The sequence below is a fragment of the Paenibacillus sp. LPE1-1-1.1 genome (assembly GCF_040676435.1).
Lineage (GTDB): Bacteria > Bacillota > Bacilli > Paenibacillales > Paenibacillaceae > Pristimantibacillus.
The window spans coordinates 411648-432395 of record NZ_JBEGHY010000023.1 but is presented as its reverse complement, the minus strand read 5'-3'; the positions used below and the strand labels follow the sequence as shown (position 1 = coordinate 432395).

Genomic DNA, 20748 nt, shown 5'->3' with positions numbered 1-20748 from the left:
CTCTTAAAATTATACACTGATTTCATCCGGGAAAAACATATAAACATAGATGTGAATACATTAACGCCTTAACTTCTTTTTATATTCATTCAAAGTAAGTATACTAAGAAGTATCAAATGGACAGGTATATATAAAGGGATATTCCCGATAGGAGGGGCTCTGTTTGCAAAATTTGAACGATCAGCATGATGTTTTTGCGCAGCTATACACGCATGCTCCCATTGGCATTGCCTTGGTTTCGACTGAGGGAAGATGGCTAAATGCGAATCCCCTCGCGTGCGAGATTTTAGGCTATACGGAAGAGGAATTAGTAAACTTAGACTTTATGGATATTACGCATCCCGATGATATTCAGGCCAATCAGGCTTTTAGAAGAGATGTGTTAAACGGCGGATCCGCTATTTATAAATCAGAAAAAAGATATATACAAAAAAACGGAAACACGGTTTGGGTATCTGTTCATATCTCCTTAGTCCGTGATGAAACAAATGGAAGCCCGTTATATTTTATTGCCCATATGATTGATATTTCAGAGAAAAAAACCATTGAATTCGATTTGCTTGAAACGAAGGAGCTGTATGATCTTATTACCGGGAATGTGCTTGATCTCATTTCCTATAACACGCCGGATGGGATTTCGCGTTATATTTCGCCGTCGATCCGCGATTTGCTGGGCTATGAGCCGGAGGATTTTATTGGGAAAAATAATTTCGACCTCTACCATCCGGACGATTTGAAAGAAATATTAGCCGCCACGTATAAGGATATCGATGTGGCAACTTATCGTGTCCGTCATCGGGATGGCCGCTATATATGGTTCGAAACGACGTTCAAAACGATTCGGGATGAACAGGGTATCGTTCAGAAAGTAATCGGTATCGGACGGGATATTACGGAAAGAAAAAATTACGAGGATAATTTGGCCGAAGCACAGGATATTGCCTCTCTTGGCAGCTGGGAATGGGATACTTTAAATAATAAAGTTACGATGTCCCAGAATTGCTATGAGATTTTCAATATTAACCCCGAAAAAATAATAGCAAATGAAGATCTTATCAAGCTTATTCACCCTGATGACCAAGAACGATATTGGGATTGCTTCACTAAAGCGTTGAAAGGCGAGGAATTTAATTGCGAGTTTCGGAATTTGCAGCCTGACCGTACCATTAAATATTTAAACATTCGCATCTCGATTAAATTTGACGAAAAAGGCACTCCCATCAAAATGCTGGGGACAACGCAGGATGTCACGGAACGCAAAAAAGTGGAATTATCTTTGGAAGAGAGCGTTCAACGATATACCTCGTTAAAAAAATATAACCATGATGCCATCATATCCCTTGATCTAAAAGGCAGTATTATTAATTGCAACGCAGTGGCAGAGAAGCTCACCGGACTTTCGACTCGAGAGATGATCGGAATGAGTATTTCTACCTTTATTGGCGCGGAAAATCTCAACAAAATATTATCGGAAGCCAATAATATTACGCAGGTTGAAAGAAATATTAACGAAATTAAGCATAAAAACAGTCATTTCGTCGAGGTCTTAACGACGATTGCGCCGATTATCGTAAATAAGGAAACGGTCGGTTATTACATCATTGCCAAAGATATTACGGAACAAAAAAAGCTGTTGATCGCGAAAGAAGCAGCCGAAAAAATGAATAAGGCAAAAAGCGAATTTTTAGCCATGATGAGCCATGAAATTCGAACGCCAATGAATGGCGTCATCGGCATGACCGATTTACTGCTTCAGACGACACAGCTCGATGAACAACAAAAAGAGTATGTGACGATAATTAACAAAAGCGGAGAAACCCTCCTCACCTTGATCAATGACATTTTGGACTTATCTAAAATTGAATCCGGAAAAACGGAGTTAGTGGATGAACCGTTTCAAATGAGAGAATTAATCGCAGAAACGCTGGATATCTTTTACCATAAAGCAATCGAGAAAAACCTGGAAATGACCGTAACGATTGACGAAAATGTTCCAAAGGTTCTGAACGGCGATTCTAACCGGCTGCGGCAGGTGCTGATTAACGTAGTCGGCAATGCCGTTAAATTCACTTATAGCGGCAGCATCTCCATTTCCGTACAAAATATGTTCGCTGACAAAGACCGCGTCCAGTGCCAGTTCACAATTCAAGATACCGGGATCGGAATCCCACCGGAAAAGCATCTTCATTTATTTGATCCATTTTATCAGTTAGAGCATTTTATGACGCGAAAACAAGAGGGCAGCGGGCTGGGCTTAGCCATCAGCAAAAGGCTGGTGGAGCTAATGAATGGCCAGATATGGGCAGAATCTACCGACGAAGGCGGGGCAAGCTTCCGTTTTACGGTTTTTTTCCGCAACGAAGCTCATAAGGATTCCATGCAGCAGGCTGATTCCCAATCGGAGAGCCGAACGGAAACGCAGACTCTAAAAATATTAATTGCGGAAGATAACGAAGTAAACCAGCTGGTATTAAAAAAAATGCTGGGCAAGCTCGGTTATACGGCGACAACCGTCTGGAACGGAAACGAAGTGATTCAGGCCGCGGCGTACGAGTCATACGACGTTATTTTCATGGACATAGAAATGCCTGAAATGAACGGGCTAGAAGCCGCAAACGTACTGAAAGAGACCCTGATACCCGAAAAATATCCATACATTGTCGCGGTAACGGCGAATGCCTTAATTGGTGATCGCGAGAGATATCTTTCAGAGGGAATGGACGACTATATTAGCAAACCGCTTTCGATCAGCTCCATATCCAGCGTGCTGGAGAAGTTTCAAACGTCAAAGAAGCAATACAGCTAATCTAAGATAAGGCATTTTTTAAAAGATTTTTTGAGAGGGAGTATTGCATTGACTCTTCAACAATTAAAATACGTGATTGAAGTCGCAAACCGGGGATCGATTAACGAAGCAGCCAAGCGCTTGTTTATTTCCCAGCCCAGCCTCTCCAATGCGATCAAGGATTTGGAAGATGAGATGCAGCTTGCCATATTCGAGAGATCCAATAAAGGAATATCGCTTTCGAAGGAAGGCGTTGAATTTTTAAGCTATGCAAGGCAGGTCGTCGAACAAGCGGAATTGCTGGAGAGCAGGTACCTTAATGCCAAACCGTCCCCGCAGCATTTTTCGGTTTCGACTCAACATTACGCTTTTGCGGTTAACGCTTTTGTTAGTCTGGTTCAGGAACACGGCCAGGATGAATACGAGCTTTCTTTGCGCGAGACCAAAACCTATGAAATTATTGAAGACGTCAAAAGCTTGCGCAGCGAGATCGGGATCTTATATCTCAATGAGTTTAACGGGAAAGTCATAAACAAACTGCTCAAAACCGCAAATTTGCAGTTCAACAGCTTGTTAACGGCTAAACCGCATATTTTTATAAGCATTAAGAATCCGCTGGCCAAACAATCCATGGTGACAATAGATCAGCTGCAAAATTATCCTTACCTTTCCTTTGACCAAGGGGAATACAACTCTTTTCACTTCTCGGAAGAGATTCTCAGCACGATGACGCACAAGAAAAGCATACGGGTAAATGACCGGGCAACGCTTTTTAATTTGTTGATCGGGTTGAATGGATATACGATATCGACAGGTGTTCTCAGCGCCGATCTCAATGGAAATGAAATCATTCCGGTTCCATTGGATTGCGAGGAAACGATAAATGTCGGATGGATTTCCCATAAAAATGCATCGCTTTCGAAGCTAGGAACTGCATATGTCGAAGCGCTCAAAGAAGCGATTCCCTTATAAAAGCGAAGGTATAGCTAAAGGCTATAACTGGATATAGTTTAATCCAGTTACACTATACCTACGAAACCGTGATATCTTTCTTGTAACAAGTTGCAGAGGAGCTTACAAGATGATAAAAAGCAGTGTTTTGGGATATCCGCGTATTGGGGCAGATAGAGAATGGAAGAAGGCGCTCGAAGCGTTTTGGTCAGGCAAACTGGAGGAGCCGGAATTCCACCTCCAGCTGCAAGGAATCCGCTTAAACCATTTGCGCAAGCAAAAAGAGAAGGGGATCGATCTCATCGCGGTCAATGATTTCAGCTATTACGATCATATCCTCGATACCGCAGCCATGTTCGGTATTGTTCCGAAACGTTTTCCTTATGCCGGCGGCGTCCTCCCCTTGTCGCTATATTATGGCATTGCCCGCGGGACGAAGGAAGCTACCGCAAGTGAAATGACCAAATGGTTTAATACCAATTATCACTATATTGTGCCTGAGCTGGACGGCGCGACACCAGTGCTCACCGAAAATAAACCATTGCTCGCGTACCGCGAAGCGAAGGAAAAGCTCGGCATTGAAGGCAAGCCTGTAATCGTCGGACCGTTAACCTTCTTGAAACTGTCCAAAGGGTATAACAAATCAGAAACCGATGCATGGCTCGGACGATTGCTGCCGCTCTATTTGCAAATCCTTCGGGAGCTTGCTGCCGAGGGCGTCCAATGGGTACAAATCGACGAACCGATACTCGTTACGAAAGTTAGCGCGGACGACTTGGCGAGACTGAAAACCATATACGAGGCGTTTGCGGCAGCCGCGCCTGGACTGAACATCATGCTGCAAACCTATTTTGAATCAGTAGATAATTACCAGGAGATTGTCTCGCTACCCGTAAAAGGGATAGGGCTGGATTTCGTGCATGGTTTATCCAACAATCTATCATCCATTAAAACGTTTGGCTTCCCGGCCGACAAAGTTTTAGGCGCAGGCGTTATCGATGGCCGCGGCATCTGGAAAGCATCGCTTCGCGAAAAGTTGGCGCTCGTATCCGAGCTCGCGGCAATCGTAACCGATAACCAGCTGGTCGTGCAGTCGTCCTGCAGTCTGCTTCATGTACCGGTCACCGTGAAAAATGAGCAGAAGCTTGATACGGAACTGCAGGAGGCGCTCGCATTTGCGGATGAGAAGCTGGATGAGCTAGTGCTTCTTACGAAAGCCGTAACGCAGGGCCCGGATGGGTTCGCGGAAGAGCTTAACGAAAATGAACGGGCCGTTCAAGCATTGAAGCAATCAGGAGAGCGTAATCGCAGCGAGATCCAGCAGGCTGTTGCTGCAATAAGCGCTAAGCACCCTGAACGCAGCTTGCCTTTCTCGGAGCGTCATGCAGCGCAGCAGCAAAAATGGCAGCTGCCTATTTTCCCAACGACCACCATCGGAAGCTTCCCGCAGTCTGCCGAAGTGCGCAAAGCCCGTCAGCAATGGCGGAAGGGCGAATGGAACAATGAGCAATATGCCGGTTTCATCCGTGATCAAATCGACATTTGGATCAAGCTGCAGGAGGATATCGGTCTGGATGTGCTTGTTCATGGGGAATTCGAACGCACGGACATGGTTGAGTTCTTCGGTGAGAAGCTTGCAGGCTTCGCCTTTACGCAATATGGATGGGTACAGTCGTATGGCTCCCGCTGCGTGAAACCGCCGATTATTTTCGGAGACGTCGCCTTTGAGGAAGCCATGACGGTGGAGGAAACGAAATACGCGCAGTCCAAAACGGACCGGCCCGTCAAAGGAATGCTTACTGGACCGATTACCATCATGAATTGGTCGTTCGTCCGCGATGATATTTCGCGCGAACAAATTGCCTATCAGCTTGCTTATGCGCTAAGACAAGAGGTAGAGGCACTTGAGCAGGCAGGGATCGGCATGATTCAAGTCGATGAGCCTGCCGTTCGCGAAGGCTTGCCGCTTAAAGAAGAGGACCAAGCCCATTATCTATCCTGGGCCGTCAAAGCTTTCCGGATGACGACGTGCACGGTTCAGGAAACAACGCAAATCCATACCCATATGTGTTATTGCGAATTCCATGACATGATCGATTCGATCGAGGATATGGATGCGGATGTGATTTCGATCGAAACCTCGCGCAGTCACGGCGAGTTGATTCACAGCTTCGAGCTGAACACGTACAAGCTGGGTATCGGCCTAGGCGTTTACGATATTCATAGTCCGCGCATTCCGCGCGTTGAGGAAATGACAAGCATGATTGACCGCGCATTGCGCGTCCTTGATCCTAAGCTGTTCTGGATAAATCCGGACTGCGGACTTAAAACGCGCGGTTACGAGGAAACGGTCGAATCATTGCGTAACATGGTTGATGCCACACGGATCGCTCGTGAGAAGCATGCTCAAACCGTTTAATTTATGATCGATAAAGCAGCCCATTTTACAGGGCTGTTTTTTTTGGTTTGAAGCTTCATAGAGCAATTGAACAAAGACGAATATTCCATAATGTGGTAATATAGTGAAGTGCCTTTTCATCGTACACTTTAGTATAAGGAGAGATGAATCGATTATGATTATTGAAACCAAAATCATCGAGAAACCTGCCTTTCGTGTGGTTGGCATTACCGAAACCGTTCATTTTGATTCTACCGTGCCGTCTTCTGAAAATGCCATTGCCAAGCTTTGGGCTCGGTTCGGCAGACGCATTCCGGAAATCCAAGGGCAGCTCGGCTGGCGCAGTTACGGATTAATGCTCCAAAATCCAGACAATCCGCCAGGAGCTCCGTTCGATTATACTGCTTCCGTACAAATCGCTGCGGACGGGGATATTCCTGAAGGCATGATTAGCATCGAAGTACCCGCTGCGCGTTATCTTGTGCTTACTTATAGAGGACAGCTTGATGGCATCAGCGATGCTTTCATGCATTTTTGGGGACAGATACTGCCGGACAGCCCATACGAATATGACGGAGGCGTACACACTGGCAAATACGAGTTTGAATTTTATGACCAGCGTTATACGCAGCCAGGCGACCCCAATTCAGAGATTGACTTATATTTTCCAATACGTGCGAAATAGAAAAGGAGAGGGTTCGTGTGCAAGAGACCATTACAGTCGATTTGGTAGAGGTTTCCTCCTTTAAAGCATTAGCGGTTCGGACGGGCATGACACCGGACAAGAGCGGAACACGGTTCGCTTGGAGCAAGCTCGCAGAACATGTCCCTCTTGATGACGCGCGTTTGGCGGGGAAGCCTGCAGCTTATGTATTCATCCCGCAGCAGCAATGGAACAAACAGGTCGATACGCTATGGGTAGGTCTAGAAGTTCGCGAGTTCGGGGCTGTACCGGACGGCATAGAGAAGCTGGCGATTAACGGAGGACTTTGTGCGAGCGCACGCGTGCTTGGGGACGAGGCGCATATGTGGCGTGTCTATGAAACCATGTTTTCGTGGCTGGAGCAGTCGAAGGACTATGAGCTTGATCAGCGAGATGGTATTTTCGGTATGGAGACCGTGCCCTTGGAACCGCTAAACGCTTTGACAATCCCTTATAAGGATATCGAGACCTTTAATTTCACCATGCTGTATCCGGTACGCCGGAAGGCGGAGTCCCGTTAGCAACTTTATTCCCTTCAGATTCGTTAAGAGCCATGAAGGGTATTTTGTTGCATAACTGTTTAAACTACACCGTAGAGCAGGAGGAATAGAAAATGAAAATATGGAAACTTAAAACCGGACTGATAGCGGCGGCGCTTGCCATTGGAATATCAGGTTCGGTTCCGCTTGCGCATGCTGCTGGGGCAGATCGCGCTAATGATTTATTTAATGGCACGCCCGCCGGCGATTCTTCATACCGCTTCAGCGAAATTGAATTTCTAAACGCGACAACCGGACGCGCTGCCGGAAACGGATTTTTAATCGGCACTTCGGATGCCGGCGCGTCCTGGCAGTCGATCTATAAGGGCACTTGGCAGTTTACCCAGCTTGATTTTATATCGAATACGACCGGATGGGCCTTGGCGAAATCTTCTTCAGCCGGTTCTAATGCCCTTATCCATACGACAGACGGCGGAAGCAGCTTCACAAAAATACCAATGGGTTCGATCGCTCTGGAGAGGATCAAGTTTACCGATAGCAAAAACGGCTTTGGGTATACAAGGGCATTTGCTTACAAAACAGCTACCGGCGGAAAAACATGGACGAAGATCGCAACACCTGCTAACACCCGATACGCGGAATTTGCAGACGTAAAGCATGGCTGGGCGCTGATCGTTGTGCCGGGCTTTGGCTACAAACTCACCCGAACGACGGATGGCGGCGCGAATTGGGCAACAAAACTGACGGTGAAAGCAGGGGAAGTCAGCGGCGGTGAAATTTATACGAGCGGAAGCCAAGTATGGGCGATATTTAACGGCGGCGCGGGAATGTCACAGCAATCCTATTCCCTCTATGCTTCTTCAGATAACGGATCAAGCTGGCGTAAGGTAATAAGTCAAACCACAGCGGGCGGCGGAGCTGCTCCAGGTGCGGCGGCAGGGATCGTTAATGAAGGGCCGGCTTCGCCAGGCGGTCACGTTAGCAATGTGGAGCTGGTTGACGGAGCAGCCATCCTGGCAGGTTTTTCACCAGCGGGCGGGGTTATCGGAGTTGGCCGTTCATTAGACGCTGGAAAGTCGTGGACAAATCTCAAGTCGATTAAAGGTTATGAGAGCGTCATTTCATTTACGAATAAGAATCGAGGCTGGATGGCGGATACAAGCTTGTCTAGCCCTGCATTGTATAGAACAACGGATGGGGGAAAAACCTGGTCAAAACAGCTCACCATCCCAAGCAACGACGAATAATTTGCGGTATACAGCAGAGGCTGATCACAATAATGTGGTCAGCCTTTTTCCTGAGTGTCTCACTTTCTTGGCGTATTGCCGCTTCGAATGAATTAGGCAATCCAGTGAGATGGCCGGGTTAATGCCTGAGGCAGCTTCGTCCCGAAATCGCCTTTTGCCGCATTGAGCTGCGATTGAGTGAGAAAGATACTGCCAATGAGGTTGGCGCCTCTAAGGTCTGCGTCACGGAAATCAGCTCCGATCAGGTCTGCAGCTCTCAAGTCTGCATCCCTAAGATCTGCGGCAATTAGATACGCCCCTCTCAGGTTTGCGCCTCTAAGATCTGCTTTTCTGAGATTAGCCCCCATTAGATCGGCTCCTCGCCCATAGCTTTTCTGACGCTTAGACGGCACTTTAAGCTGCAGCTTGGCATCGGCTCGTACGAGCTCGCTCGTCTTCAGAAGCAGGGCGTTAATTTCGGCCCTTCTTGCTGCAATGTCTAACTCGATAATAGAACCGGGTGTAAGAAGTGTCAGTCTATCGATTTCCTCAAGAGCTAAGCGCAGCGCATCATGAATCGGCCGAGCAGGTTGTAAGGCCACTGCCTCTGTCAAATAATAAAGAAGCTCATGGAGCTGCCGCATAATCGGAAACACCTCGAGCATTAAGGAAGCCGATTCCGGTGCTTCGCGCCAGTCGCGTCCTTTAAAGGTGATGTTCGAAACCTTTTGGCCCGCTCCGAAGCAGTCGTAAACCGTGCAGCCTCGAAATCCTTCTTTCCTTAGCCGACTATGGATGCCGCAGCGGAAATCGGATTGCAGGTTCTGGCAAGGCTGTCCGGCATTTTTGTCCACAGCGAAATCTACCGAAGCCGCAAAGGGGAGGGCTACGCAGCACAGACCGAAACATTTCTCGCAGTCCCCCTGCAGACGTTCTCCCATTTCGGATCTATTCTCGGAATAACCATTAATATCAGGCAACTTTTCTCCTCCTATAACACTGCCTATTTAGATTAAGCTTACGATGATTGCATCATAGAATGAACCGGAATGTCTCATTCTCAATCTATATTATTACCGAACCCTTTTCTCGTCAAATTAGGAAGAAAAAGATGCTTAGCAATTCGCTAAGCATCTTTTTTGCGATATTCAGTCAAGCACACAAATGATCTAAGAGCGAGTTTCCGCTGGCATCCACATTTTGAAATTGCCGCTCAATGCGAGCATTGCGAACAAATAGAGACAATTGTCGTAGTAGCGGCGAACTCCCGTACGCAGCGGGGTATCCCACAACAAATCTACGCTTGCTTTTGCGTTCGGACCTTCGGGCGATGCGAGGGAGGCCATTGCGTTTGTTGCCAATAAACCTACGGGATGCAGCGATTTCTCCTCAAACGGCTCACCCGCAATCGTATACCGTCTGTAATCCGTCGGATCAATCCCTGCGAAAAAGGCTTGAATCCGGTTTGCTTCTTCTTGCTGCCAGGCATCGACGCCGAACCATTCGGAATCCAGACCGATATTGGCCGCTACGCGATAAGAATCGCTAAAAAAATGACCATAGCCCCGCTCATCGTTCGGAGTTCCGTCATAGTAGGCATATTCAGGCGCAAGTCCCGTAACGGGGTGGCAGGACAGCTTCAAATACTTTCTGCTCGCATCCGCTGCTTTCTGCCAAAAAGGACGGTCCGCCGGATTCGCCCAAAGGGCAAACAATTCGTAAAAGTGGGGCAAATGGTAGGAAGGATCGGAATAATCACAGTCGGGTATGAATTTTATCAATTGATTGGAAGGCTCCCACATCGGACTCCCGTCGTTATTTTCTCCTTTATGCACGCAGCTATGTAGCAGGCTTCGAGCTTGATTGCCGTAATCAAACGGCGCAGAGCCATCGCCCCACCGATGCGAAGCAAAGAAAAGAGCCAGCGCAAAATATTCCTCACCGTCCGGTGCCGGACCGTTTGATCGCCTTGAGCCATCGGTATTGCATGACCAGGCGAAATAGCCTGCATTTTCACCATCATTCATGTACATGTAAGTCATCGTCCATTTCCAGATCCGGTCAAAAATATCCTTGCGATCCATCTGGACGGCCATCATCATCCCATAGGACATACCTTCCGTGCGGACATCGATATTTCCGGTATCCAGCAAATAACCCATGTCTTCTCCGGATTCAAAATAGATTCGTACATTGTCATCACCGTTAAACAATTGCTCCCAAGTGTGTTCGACACGTTCATTAATAGCCTCGGTTTTGTAGCCGTATTCCAAAAATAGATTGCGATAATGGTTTGTATAAAAAGCGCCTGTACCTTGTTTAAGCAGCATATGGAAAAATCCCTCCCAAAATAGTTATACAGCTAAACTTATAATAGAATTTTATTTCCGCAGAGGCGATGCAAGGCGCATCGCTGCGGTTCACCAAAAACTTTACCTTGTATCGGATGGAGTTCCTACCCCAAAAACTTTACAGATTACTTTAAATAGTATAGGACTTCAACAATATCGTTTGCTCGGCATACGGCAGTCCTCTAGAAAATCAATTCCTGATTAAAATGAAATATACGATCTGAAAAAATCAAAAGATATATGATCTTTTATAACGTAATTTAGAAGGATATGGATCGGAGCTCATGAAACCGCCATTTCTCGGTTTGAATCGCAAGCAGCCTGCAAATTAGATTTTACTGACAATCACAAAGGCGGTGTCTTCCCAATGACAAATGTAGAAAAGAAACAAGCAAAGAAGCTGGCTAACCCGATTAAATCCGTTGGAATGAAACTTTTTGCGATCATATTTTGCGGTATTATCGCATGTGTCATGTCAGTCGGACTTTTGGCTTATTCAAAAGCGAAAGAGATCATCGAAAGCAAGGTGTCGGAAGCCAGTTTTCAAACCGTAAATCAAGTTGCTAACAATTTAGATATTATTTTTAGGACTTATGAGGATTTATCCATGCAAATCATGATCGATGAAGATTTTCATGAACAAGTCCGCACGGTTCTCGATAGCAAAGCCGGATTCAATAAATCAGAAGCTGCAGGCAAGCTTAACGAAAGACTTCGAAACTACGTGACGGGCAATGTCTCGATTAGCGGAGTGATATTAATTCCATTAAACCCAAAGCTAACCGTTCTAAATGTAGGTACAGCACAAGCTAACCGGTCGGAGATCATCAAAGAATCCGCATGGTTTAAAGAGGTCATTGAAAGAGACGGAAAAACGCTTTGGATTCCGCCGCAACCAGGAGGGCTGGCCGTTTTGCCGGCGCCGCCGTCTATTGGTATGAGCCGTTTGATCAAAGATAAATTGACAAATCAGCCCACTTACTTACTCTTAATGGAAATCCATCTTGCTTCGATCAACAAGCGTTTCGAGGATGTGGAACTTGGTCAAGGAAGCGAAATGGCGATTCTAGATTCAAAAGGCAATTATATCGTTTCACCCGATGCAGCTCTGATCGGCAAATCCGCCAAAGTGAGCCTGCCGACGGAGGGAGATTCAGCCCTGAGCGGTTCGCAAAAGGCAGCTGTCTCGAATGGTAACGATGTGCTGGCTGCTTATACCACATTCGAGACGATGAACTGGAAGCTGCTCGGTACTGTTCCGGTTAAAGAGCTTGTAAAGGATGCCAAAGCGATTCAAACGATGACGTGGATTACGTTAGTTATCGCGTCGTTAATCGCCGTTGCGATCGGCGTGCTGGTCATCTTGACCATTGCGCAGCCTCTCGTAAAGCTGCGTAATCTTATGAATGAGGGTGCAAGCGGCAATCTGACCGTCCGCGCCAGCTTCAAGAAACGCCGAGACGAGATCGGAGAGCTATCGGAGAGCTTCAATCGGATGATGACTCAAATTCAGCTTTTAGCCGTTCAGACGACCCGTTCCGCAGAAGATGTTCTATTAACGGCTACAGATCTGACGGAAGCATCCCGCAAAACGGCTTTATCAGCCAAAGAGATTGCGGTCGCGACGGAAGAAATTGCGGGCGGCGCCGCAAGTCTGGCGGTAGAAGCAGAGCGCGGTACCGATCTAACCAGCCATATTAACATACAAATGAAAAAGGTTATTGCATCCAATCAAATGATGGTACGGTCAGCGAACGAGGTTGAGAAAGCGAGTGAGCAGGGCACCGCTTATATGGGCATTCTTATCCACAAGACGGGGGTGACCGAAGAAATGACCCGCTCGATGGTCGAGAAGGTAGACGCGCTCAAGGAAAGTACGGGATCTATCGTCAAAATACTGGAGGTATTGAATAATCTGACGAAGCAAACGAATATTCTGTCTCTTAACGCCACGATCGAAGCGGCGCGTGCGGGTGCCGCGGGCAAAGGCTTTATGGTCGTTGCCGACGAAATCCGCAAGCTTGCTGATCAGTCGCGCCAGTCCATTGATATCGTAGGCCAAATTACCGAAAAAATCAGGGATGAAATCGATGAGACGGTACAAGTCCTCTCAAACGCTTACCCATTGTTTCAAGAGCAAATCGGATCGGTCAAGGAAGCGAATCAGATTTTCTTGACCGTGCAAGGGCAGATGGGACAATTCGCCGAGAAGCTTGAACTCGTGACGGAATCAATCGGTCAGCTTGACCATTCGCAAGGCATATTAGCTGATGCGATGACGAATGTAAGCGCCGTAGCCGAGGAATCGTCGGCCACCTCCGAGGAAGTAGCATCACTTAGTTCCGTACAGCTTAACATAAGCGACGAAATGGTGCGATTGTCCGAGAAGCTGGATGCCGTTTCGCGTGAACTTAAAGAAAGCTTGTCGCAATTTAAAATGAATTAATACAACGCCAGATTGAACATGACGAGAGCCTTTTAGCTGATACGGCTAAAAGGCTTTTTTTATACAAATTCCCGAATATGGATGTGTAACTCTTGTTAAATTCATTTACAAATAAGACAATCCTTCTATATAATTACAATAGGATATACTTAAATATATCTAATTATAACTGAAGGGGATCTAATGTGATCGAAAAGACTAAAAGCTATATGATTTTATCTATTGTAGTTGTAATGGCGTTATTTTTTGCAGGCTGTGGCGATGCACAAAATACGAATACGAACAAAAACACAAAAACGCCGGGAGAAAGCGCAAGCACGCCTAGTGAACAGCCAACCGAAAAAGTTGAACTAATCATATCCGCTGCAGCAAGCATGACCGATGCCTTGATTGAAATTCAGAAAGCTTATGAAGCCGAAAACCAAAATATTAAACTAAGCTTCAACTTCGGCGCGTCTGGCGCTTTGCAGCAGCAAATTGAACAAGGGGCGCCAGCTGACTTGTTTCTGTCTGCGGCAGTAAAAAATATGTCGGCACTCGTTGACAAACAACTGATTGAGCGGAGCCAGCAAGTCAACTTATTGAAAAACGAACTTGTCGTAATTGTTCCTGCAAACGGAAAATCGCTTGTTGAAAAGGTAAAAGATCTAACGAATGCTGCAGTTAAAACCGTTGCGATCGGCATACCAGAAAGCGTACCAGCCGGCAGCTATGCGAAAGAAGCGTTAACGAACGCGAAGCTATGGGAAGTTTTACAGCCAAAAACCGTACAGGCGAAGGATGTAAGGCAAGTGCTGCAATACGTAGAAACAGGCAATGCGGATGCCGGTTTTGTATATAAAACGGATGCGCTGACCTCCGATAAAGTAAAAGTTGCTTTTGAGGTTGATCCTTCTGCATATAAAACGATTCAATATCCGATCGGCATTGTCAAAGCGACGAAGCACAGCCGGGAGGCTGAAAACCTTTTTGCTTATTTGCAGTCGCATGAATCGCTGGACGTCTTTGTTAAATACGGTTTTACGGTGTCTAAATAGCAGGTTATAAGTCGCAGAGATGCGGCTTTTTCCTTTTATATTGCGTGAAAGGTTAACAAACTGCGTTTCGATTATTTAAACAAAGCGGGTTATCCTATCCGCGCCGTGAGGGGTGTGGACAAGCTTTTACAAAAAACACTTTACTTGGCGCCCATTGTATTCTATATTCTACTCAAGGATAAAGTTTCCTTAGGTAAACATTTTGTCCTTAAGTAAAATAAAATTTTTTTATTAATTATTTTGCGTATAGGCAAAATAATTTCCTGTTATTAACATGGGGGTGGATGGTGAATGGCACTTGATCCAAATCGGCATTTTACAAGGAGAAGCATTCTAAAAGCAGGAGCGGTTGGCGTATTGGGTGTGCTGGGCAGCAGCTTCCTAAATCCGGGTGCTTTGTACGGGAAACCAGCGCAAGCCAATGGCAAGGAAGAGATGCACCATTCGCTTAAAAATCAGATGAAACAAGGAATGGCTCATGGTTATGATCCCGGAACCGATTCGACCCCTGGACTGGAAGCAGCTGTAAAGGCCTTAACTGCTTTTGATTACGGGGTTGTCAGCAAGTCTCCCGATGGCAGGACCATCAGGGATTATGAGATTCAGGCATATGACGCTGAAGTAGAGATAGCGAAAGGCATTAAATTTCCAGGATGGACATTCAACGGCACGATTCCTGGACCGACAATGCGCTGTACGGAGGGCGATATCGTGCGGATAATATTCGGAAACGGCTCCGCGCATCCGCATTCCATCCATATGCATGGTATTCATCCTACGAATATGGATGGTTTGGAACCCGTTCCGACTGGGAAGGAATTCATATACGAGTTTGAAGCAAAACCAGCCGGGCTGCAGCCTTATCACTGCCATGTTCCTCCGCTGGCCAGGCATATTCATAAAGGACTCTATGGACATTTCATCATTGATCCTAAGAAACCAAGAAAACCCGCTAAAGAATTAAGCATGATCATGAACGGCTTTGACTTGGACTTAGATGGCGAAAATGAGGTTTATACGGTCAACGGGTACGCTTTTGCCTATCAATCCAGGCCTATCCAAGTAAAAACGGGAGAGCTTGTACGAATCTATTTAAGCAATTTGACGGAATTCGATCCCGTTAATTCGTTTCATTTGCATGCCAACTACTTTCATTATTATGCGACTGGCGCGGATCCGGACGCGAGGCCTCAGTTTACGGATACGATCATGCAATGCCAAGGCGAAAGGGGCATCATTGAAATTACGTTTCCTGCCCCGGGAAAATATATGTTCCATGCTCACCAGAGTGAGTTTACGGAGCTGGGCTGGATGGGATTTTTTGAAGTCGGATAACAAGGGGGAGCTTGCCATGCGAAGTGGGACGGTTAGTAAAAAGCCCAATAAAGGGCTGATTTGGTTGCTGGGCGCACTGCCGCTGGTGCTATTAGCAGGCATTCTATCGATTATTGCTTTATGGGGTACAGGCGTAGAAGAACAACAAGCAGCGCCTATTGAAATGTTAAATATCGAACGTATCATTTTAACGGATGATGGATTCGAAGTTCGCATACTTAATTCCGGACCGAAGGGGCTCACGGTCGCGCAAGTTGTGGTCGACGGCTCCTTTTGGAACGCTTCGTTTTCGCCAAGCGCTACGATCGAACGATTTGACCGTTCTACCGTATCAATCCCTTATCCCTGGGTGGAGGGTGATCCTCATGAAATTAAATTCATAACTTCGAATGGGATTATCTTTACAGGTGATGTAGCTGCCGCAATGAAGACGCCGGCTGCAGACACAAACCGGTTTCTCCAATACTCGCTGATTGGTTTTTATGTAGGCGTGGTTCCTGTTGGTCTGGGTTTGCTGTGGTATCCTTTCTTGCGGCGATTCTCTTCGAAAGGGATACAGGCGGTTTTGGCTTTTACTGCGGGGCTGCTCTTTTTCCTTGCCGTAGATACTATTCAAGAAGGACTAGAGCTTGGTGCCGAGGCGCCTGGCGTATTCCAAGGAACCGGTCTCGTATGGTTCGGAGCATTGCTCAGCTTTTTGTTTCTGCTTGCGATCGACCAGACGAATTCGAACAAAGTTCTGAATGCAGAGGAAAGCGGTAAACGGTTATCATTCAAAATCGCGGGAGGAATTGGCCTGCATAACCTCGGAGAAGGACTCGCGATTGGCGCTTCTTTTGCTGCAGGCGAGGCTGCCCTTGGTACCTTTCTCATCATAGGTTTTACGCTTCATAATATTACGGAGGGGATCGGCATCGCATCCCCGCTTCTGAAAGCCAAGCCATCCGTAAAAACTTTTCTAGCGCTTGCCATTTTAGGAGGCGCACCGGCAATTATAGGCACTTGGATCGGCGGATTTGTGTTTAACCAGACATTGGCGGCATTATTTTTCGGCATAGGAGCCGGTGCAATCATACAGGTCATCTATGTCATATTCAAAATGATTATTAGAGATGCCAAGACGCTTGGAACGGCCTCTGTCTCTTGGATTAATTTCTCTGGATTGGTGCTTGGAATGCTATTAATGTATGCCACAGCCCTCTTGGTAAACTTTTAAATATTCGGGAGGAAGGGGAGAAAGGAATGCCGATGAATATAGGCGTTGCAGGCATTGTTTTACTTGTCATTTTGGGCTTGCTGCTGTTTGGACCATCGAAATTACCGCAGTTAGGAAGAGCCATTGGAGCTACTTTGTCGGAGTTTAAAAGAGGAGCCAGAGGATTAATCGATGACAATGAGAAATCCGGAAAGGAAAAGTGAATCGCGAGCTGCAGAGTTGCGGGATCAACGGGCTTCACTTTATAATGGAATGGAAATGGAGGCGATAGGAATGGCAAATCAAATTGCCGGAACAAGAAGCTGCTCCTGCAAAGCCTAATATAAGGGCGATACTTTGCAAGGGGCCGGATTGAAATAACTTCGCCCAAAAAAGCTCATATCGTTTCTAATCATAGGCTTTGCACCTTATCCTTCTTCAATAAAAATAAGGGGCTGAAAGCAATGGTTAATCCATTTATTAGAAACCATCAATATAATATGATAAAAAAGCAGGTAAAACTGCTTCAAAACGCCTGCAGTACCGTATCCGATCCAAAGGTAGTGGAGGCGGTCCGGACTACCGCGGTAACTAAAGTATTAGATGCCTTCCCGGAAGCAACGGCACTTCAAAAGCAGTATTTCGAGAAGATATCCACGCTGAATCGGACGGAAGATTTTCAGACGTATTTGCAATCCTTGGAGCCCTTTTTAGCCGAATTCGAACAGGTATCTTCTGCGCAAATTAAAAAGCTGTTTCCAAAAGTGAAAAAGTTAAAGTTGCCCGATCTAGATGTCCTCGATTACAAATATACCACGTACATCGGCTGGACGGATATCGCGACGAACAAGATGTTTTTGTTATATAATCTGGACGGAAAACTTGTAGGCATTGAAGGGAAGTTCACCCGGGCCAACAAGAAAAGCACCTGTTGTTTATGCAATCGGCATGAAGAGGTGGCCTTATTTTCGGCGATCGCAAAATCAAAGCCTGCAAATGCTTCCCCTGATTATTACAAAGCGATTGGGAATTATATGTGCGTGAGCAGCGACATCTGCAACAAGAACATTTCTGATGTCGAAGTACTGGAAAAATTCATTCGTAATCTGCTAGAATAGAAAGATCAAGAGCTTCCTACGATACTTTCCGATAAGACAGAAAACATGATGTATTAGTTTATACTGAGCATCATGTTTTTTTATTAGGTAGAAAACGTAGAATCTTGAGAATAAAAAAGGCTTTTTCAGGAAAAATAAAGTAGAAATCAGCAAGCGGGTTAACTTTGGAAAGCTGTAGATTTCCACATTTGAAGGAGGAAGAACAATGTCAAAATTAAACATCGGTATTATTTTAGGAAGTACCCGCCAAGGCCGTGTAAGCCCGCAGGTAGGAGAATGGGTAAAAAGCATAGCTGACAAACGTGGAGATGCGGTTTATGAAATCGTAGATATCGCTGATTACAAACTTCCTCTTTTAGGTGAAGCTGATGCTTCGGAACAAGCGGCAGCTTGGAATGCTAAACTTACAAGCTTGGACGGATTCGTTTTTATTGTTCAAGAATATAACCACAGTATATCTGCTTCCTTGAAAAATGCACTGGATTATGCGCGTGATGCATGGAACAATAAAGCTGCGGGAATCGTTAGCTATGGTTCCGTAGGCGGCGCCCGTGCCGCGGAGCATTTGAGAGGAATCCTGGGAGAATTGTCCGTCGCTGACGTTCGCGTGCACCCCGCTTTGTCGCTATTCACGGATTTTGAGAATGGAACGGTTTTCAAACCGGCTGATTTGCATCTTACGAATGTTAACGGAATGCTGGATCAAGTTTTAGCTTGGAGCGGCGCGCTGCGAACTTTACGTTAAAATTTAGCGGCTATTCCGAAAGTCATTAAAAAGTACATACCATTAGAGAATAAACATTGAAATTAAAAAACGGGTATGGTAAAATGCTTTTAATTTACGATTGGAGTTGAAGAGGATAATGTAATTTTTCTTGCAGACTATATAAAATAATAAAACATGATAAGCGTTTTTTTCGCATGTTTTATTAGTTATATGCAAGAAGGTTACTAAATCTTTCACTCAATCAATATATCCTAATCTAGCTCTACGTTGGGCTTGATTAACTGTATTTATTTGAGCTACAAGAAAGTAACTTTCTTGTAGCTTTTATTTTTTTATACAGGAGGATATATTATGTCATTAATAAATGTAACAAACTTAACATTTGCCTATGATGGAAGTTACGACAACATATTTGAAAACGTAAGCTTTCAAATCGATACCGATTGGAAATTAGGATTTACGGGAAGAAACGGTAGAGGCAAAACAACATTTCTAAACTTGCTGCTTGGTAATTATGAATACAGCGGAAATATTTCCGCTAATGTTAGTTTTGAATATTTCCCTTACCGTATCGAAAACAAAGAAAATAATACCCTTGATGTTATCAACGACATTTTTCCAGACTATCTTCACTGGAAATTAATGCGGGAGCTTTCATTGCTAAAGGTTTCGGAAGACGTTCTATATCGGCCTTTTTCTTCTTTGTCTAACGGAGAGCAAACGAAAGTGCTGCTTGCTGCTTTATTTATCAAAGAAAATAGTTTTCTGTTAATTGATGAGCCTACCAATCATCTGGACATGCATGCAAGAAAGCTTGTCAGTGAATATCTCGATACTAAAAAAGGATATATTTTGGTATCTCACGACAGATCATTTCTTGATAACTGTGTCGACCATATCCTTTCCATCAATAAGACGAGCATAGAAATTCAGAAAGGCAATTTCTCCGGATGGTGGGAAAATAAAAAGAGACAAGATCACTTTGAACTTGCCGAAAATGAAAAGCTTCGAAAAGACATTAAGCGCTTGTCGGATTCGGCTAAACGAACAGGCGGATGGTCGCATGAAGTGGAAAAAACAAAAAACGGAACAAGAAACTCCGGTTCTAAGGTAGATAAAGGATATATTGGCCACAAGGCTGCTAAAATGATGAAACGCTCTAAAGCCATCGAGCAAAGACAGCAATCTGCGATTGAAGAAAAGTCAAAACTGCTTAAAAACATCGAAAGCTCTGACAGCTTGGAGATTTCGCAGCTTGCTTTTCATAAAAACCAACTCGCCGAACTAGATAATGTCTCGATTTTTTACGGGGAAAACAAGGTTTGTACCGGTATTAGTTTTACAATTGAGCAGGGAGATCGAATCGCTCTTTCGGGTAAAAACGGCTCCGGAAAATCAAGTATCATCAAACTGATTTGCGGTGAGGCTCTAAGCTATACTGGCACCTTCAGAAAGGATAGCCAGTTGGAAATCTCCTACGTTTCACAGGACACATCCCATCTTCAGGGCAATTTATCTGACTATGCTGCAAACAACGGGATCGATGAAAGTCTCTTTAAATCGATCTTGAGAAAGCTTGATTTTTCGAGGGTTCAATTTGAAAAGGATATTTCAGCTTTTAGCGGAGGACAAAAGAAAAAAGTGCTGATAGCAAAAAGTCTTAGCGAAAAAGCCCATTTGCATGTTTGGGATGAACCGCTTAATTTTATTGATATTATTTCTCGCATGCAAATTGAAGAGTTACTGCTTGAATATGCACCAACTATCCTTTTTGTGGAGCATGATAGGGAATTTTGCGAAAATATTGCTACAAAGATCATTCAACTCTAATCGCTTGAAGCTGTTTGGTTTTGATTATGTGCGGGGAGAAAATAACTGAATTAGACCAATCATGAAACCAAAGTTGTCCGCTTCACGTATCACTTTTTATTAGGCGCTATACGCAAGACGATTATCGTTGTTGAAAAGTTATCCC

Annotated in this window: 16 protein-coding genes; 14 read left to right on the top strand and 2 right to left on the bottom strand. The window is 45.2% G+C overall.

What is annotated here, in order from left to right; translation table 11 throughout:
* Nucleotides 1-164: 164 nt before the first annotated feature.
* The 6 genes from MRBLPE1_RS18610 (at nt 165) to MRBLPE1_RS18585 (ending at nt 8585) form a co-directional block, all read left to right on the top strand.
* On the top strand, nt 165-2807 hold the full coding sequence (locus tag MRBLPE1_RS18610) for a PAS domain S-box protein (protein ID WP_364148184.1): 2643 nt from the start codon (nt 165-167) through the stop codon (nt 2805-2807).
* Between the two features lie 48 nt (nt 2808-2855).
* A complete protein-coding gene (locus MRBLPE1_RS18605; RefSeq protein WP_364148181.1) occupies nt 2856-3758 on the top strand; it encodes a LysR family transcriptional regulator in 903 nt (300 codons plus the stop codon).
* 109 nt (nt 3759-3867) lie between these two features.
* The gene (metE, locus tag MRBLPE1_RS18600) at nt 3868-6156 is read left to right on the top strand and encodes a 5-methyltetrahydropteroyltriglutamate--homocysteine S-methyltransferase (RefSeq protein ID WP_364148178.1); all 2289 of its coding nucleotides are present in this window, start codon (nt 3868-3870) and stop codon (nt 6154-6156) included.
* A 154-nt stretch (nt 6157-6310) separates the two neighbouring features.
* Nucleotides 6311-6820, top strand: coding sequence for a GyrI-like domain-containing protein (locus MRBLPE1_RS18595; RefSeq protein ID WP_364148176.1), 510 nt, complete (start codon nt 6311-6313; stop codon nt 6818-6820).
* A 17-nt stretch (nt 6821-6837) separates the two neighbouring features.
* A complete protein-coding gene (locus MRBLPE1_RS18590) occupies nt 6838-7359 on the top strand; it encodes a GyrI-like domain-containing protein (RefSeq protein WP_364148173.1) in 522 nt (173 codons plus the stop codon).
* A 92-nt stretch (nt 7360-7451) separates the two neighbouring features.
* Entirely contained in the window at nt 7452-8585 is a 1134-nt protein-coding gene (locus MRBLPE1_RS18585) for a WD40/YVTN/BNR-like repeat-containing protein (RefSeq protein ID WP_364148171.1), read from the top strand.
* A gap of 92 nt (nt 8586-8677) precedes the next feature.
* Here the strand turns inward: MRBLPE1_RS18585 and MRBLPE1_RS18580 are convergent, their stop codons facing one another.
* Together MRBLPE1_RS18580 and MRBLPE1_RS18575 are read right to left on the bottom strand one after the other, a co-directional pair.
* A complete protein-coding gene (locus MRBLPE1_RS18580) occupies nt 8678-9505 on the bottom strand; it encodes a pentapeptide repeat-containing protein (protein WP_364149738.1) in 828 nt (275 codons plus the stop codon).
* A 228-nt stretch (nt 9506-9733) separates the two neighbouring features.
* Nucleotides 9734-10894 (bottom strand): glycosyl hydrolase family 8, encoded by a 1161-nt coding sequence (locus MRBLPE1_RS18575; protein ID WP_364148168.1) that lies wholly within the window; start codon nt 10892-10894, stop codon nt 9734-9736.
* Nucleotides 10895-11282: 388 nt separating this feature from the next.
* On the opposite strand from MRBLPE1_RS18575, the gene MRBLPE1_RS18570 reads away from it, so the two are divergent.
* The 8 genes from MRBLPE1_RS18570 (at nt 11283) to MRBLPE1_RS18535 (ending at nt 20603) form a co-directional block, all read left to right on the top strand.
* On the top strand, nt 11283-13361 hold the full coding sequence (locus MRBLPE1_RS18570; protein WP_364148165.1) for a methyl-accepting chemotaxis protein: 2079 nt from the start codon (nt 11283-11285) through the stop codon (nt 13359-13361).
* Nucleotides 13362-13546: 185 nt separating this feature from the next.
* Entirely contained in the window at nt 13547-14398 is an 852-nt protein-coding gene (modA, locus tag MRBLPE1_RS18565; RefSeq protein ID WP_364148162.1) for a molybdate ABC transporter substrate-binding protein, read from the top strand.
* A gap of 291 nt (nt 14399-14689) precedes the next feature.
* Complete coding sequence (locus tag MRBLPE1_RS18560) at nt 14690-15733, top strand: multicopper oxidase domain-containing protein (RefSeq protein ID WP_364148159.1); 1044 nt, start codon at nt 14690-14692, stop codon at nt 15731-15733.
* A 16-nt stretch (nt 15734-15749) separates the two neighbouring features.
* Nucleotides 15750-16949, top strand: coding sequence for a ZIP family metal transporter (locus tag MRBLPE1_RS18555; RefSeq protein ID WP_364148155.1), 1200 nt, complete (start codon nt 15750-15752; stop codon nt 16947-16949).
* Nucleotides 16950-16975: 26 nt separating this feature from the next.
* Nucleotides 16976-17152 (top strand): twin-arginine translocase TatA/TatE family subunit, encoded by a 177-nt coding sequence (locus tag MRBLPE1_RS18550; RefSeq protein ID WP_364148152.1) that lies wholly within the window; start codon nt 16976-16978, stop codon nt 17150-17152.
* 240 nt (nt 17153-17392) lie between these two features.
* Nucleotides 17393-18046, top strand: coding sequence for a FusB/FusC family EF-G-binding protein (locus MRBLPE1_RS18545; RefSeq protein WP_364148149.1), 654 nt, complete (start codon nt 17393-17395; stop codon nt 18044-18046).
* A gap of 205 nt (nt 18047-18251) precedes the next feature.
* Entirely contained in the window at nt 18252-18791 is a 540-nt protein-coding gene (locus tag MRBLPE1_RS18540) for an NADPH-dependent FMN reductase (RefSeq protein WP_364148147.1), read from the top strand.
* Nucleotides 18792-19124: 333 nt separating this feature from the next.
* Nucleotides 19125-20603, top strand: coding sequence for an Lsa family ABC-F type ribosomal protection protein (locus MRBLPE1_RS18535; protein WP_364148144.1), 1479 nt, complete (start codon nt 19125-19127; stop codon nt 20601-20603).
* Nucleotides 20604-20748 lie beyond the last annotated feature (145 nt).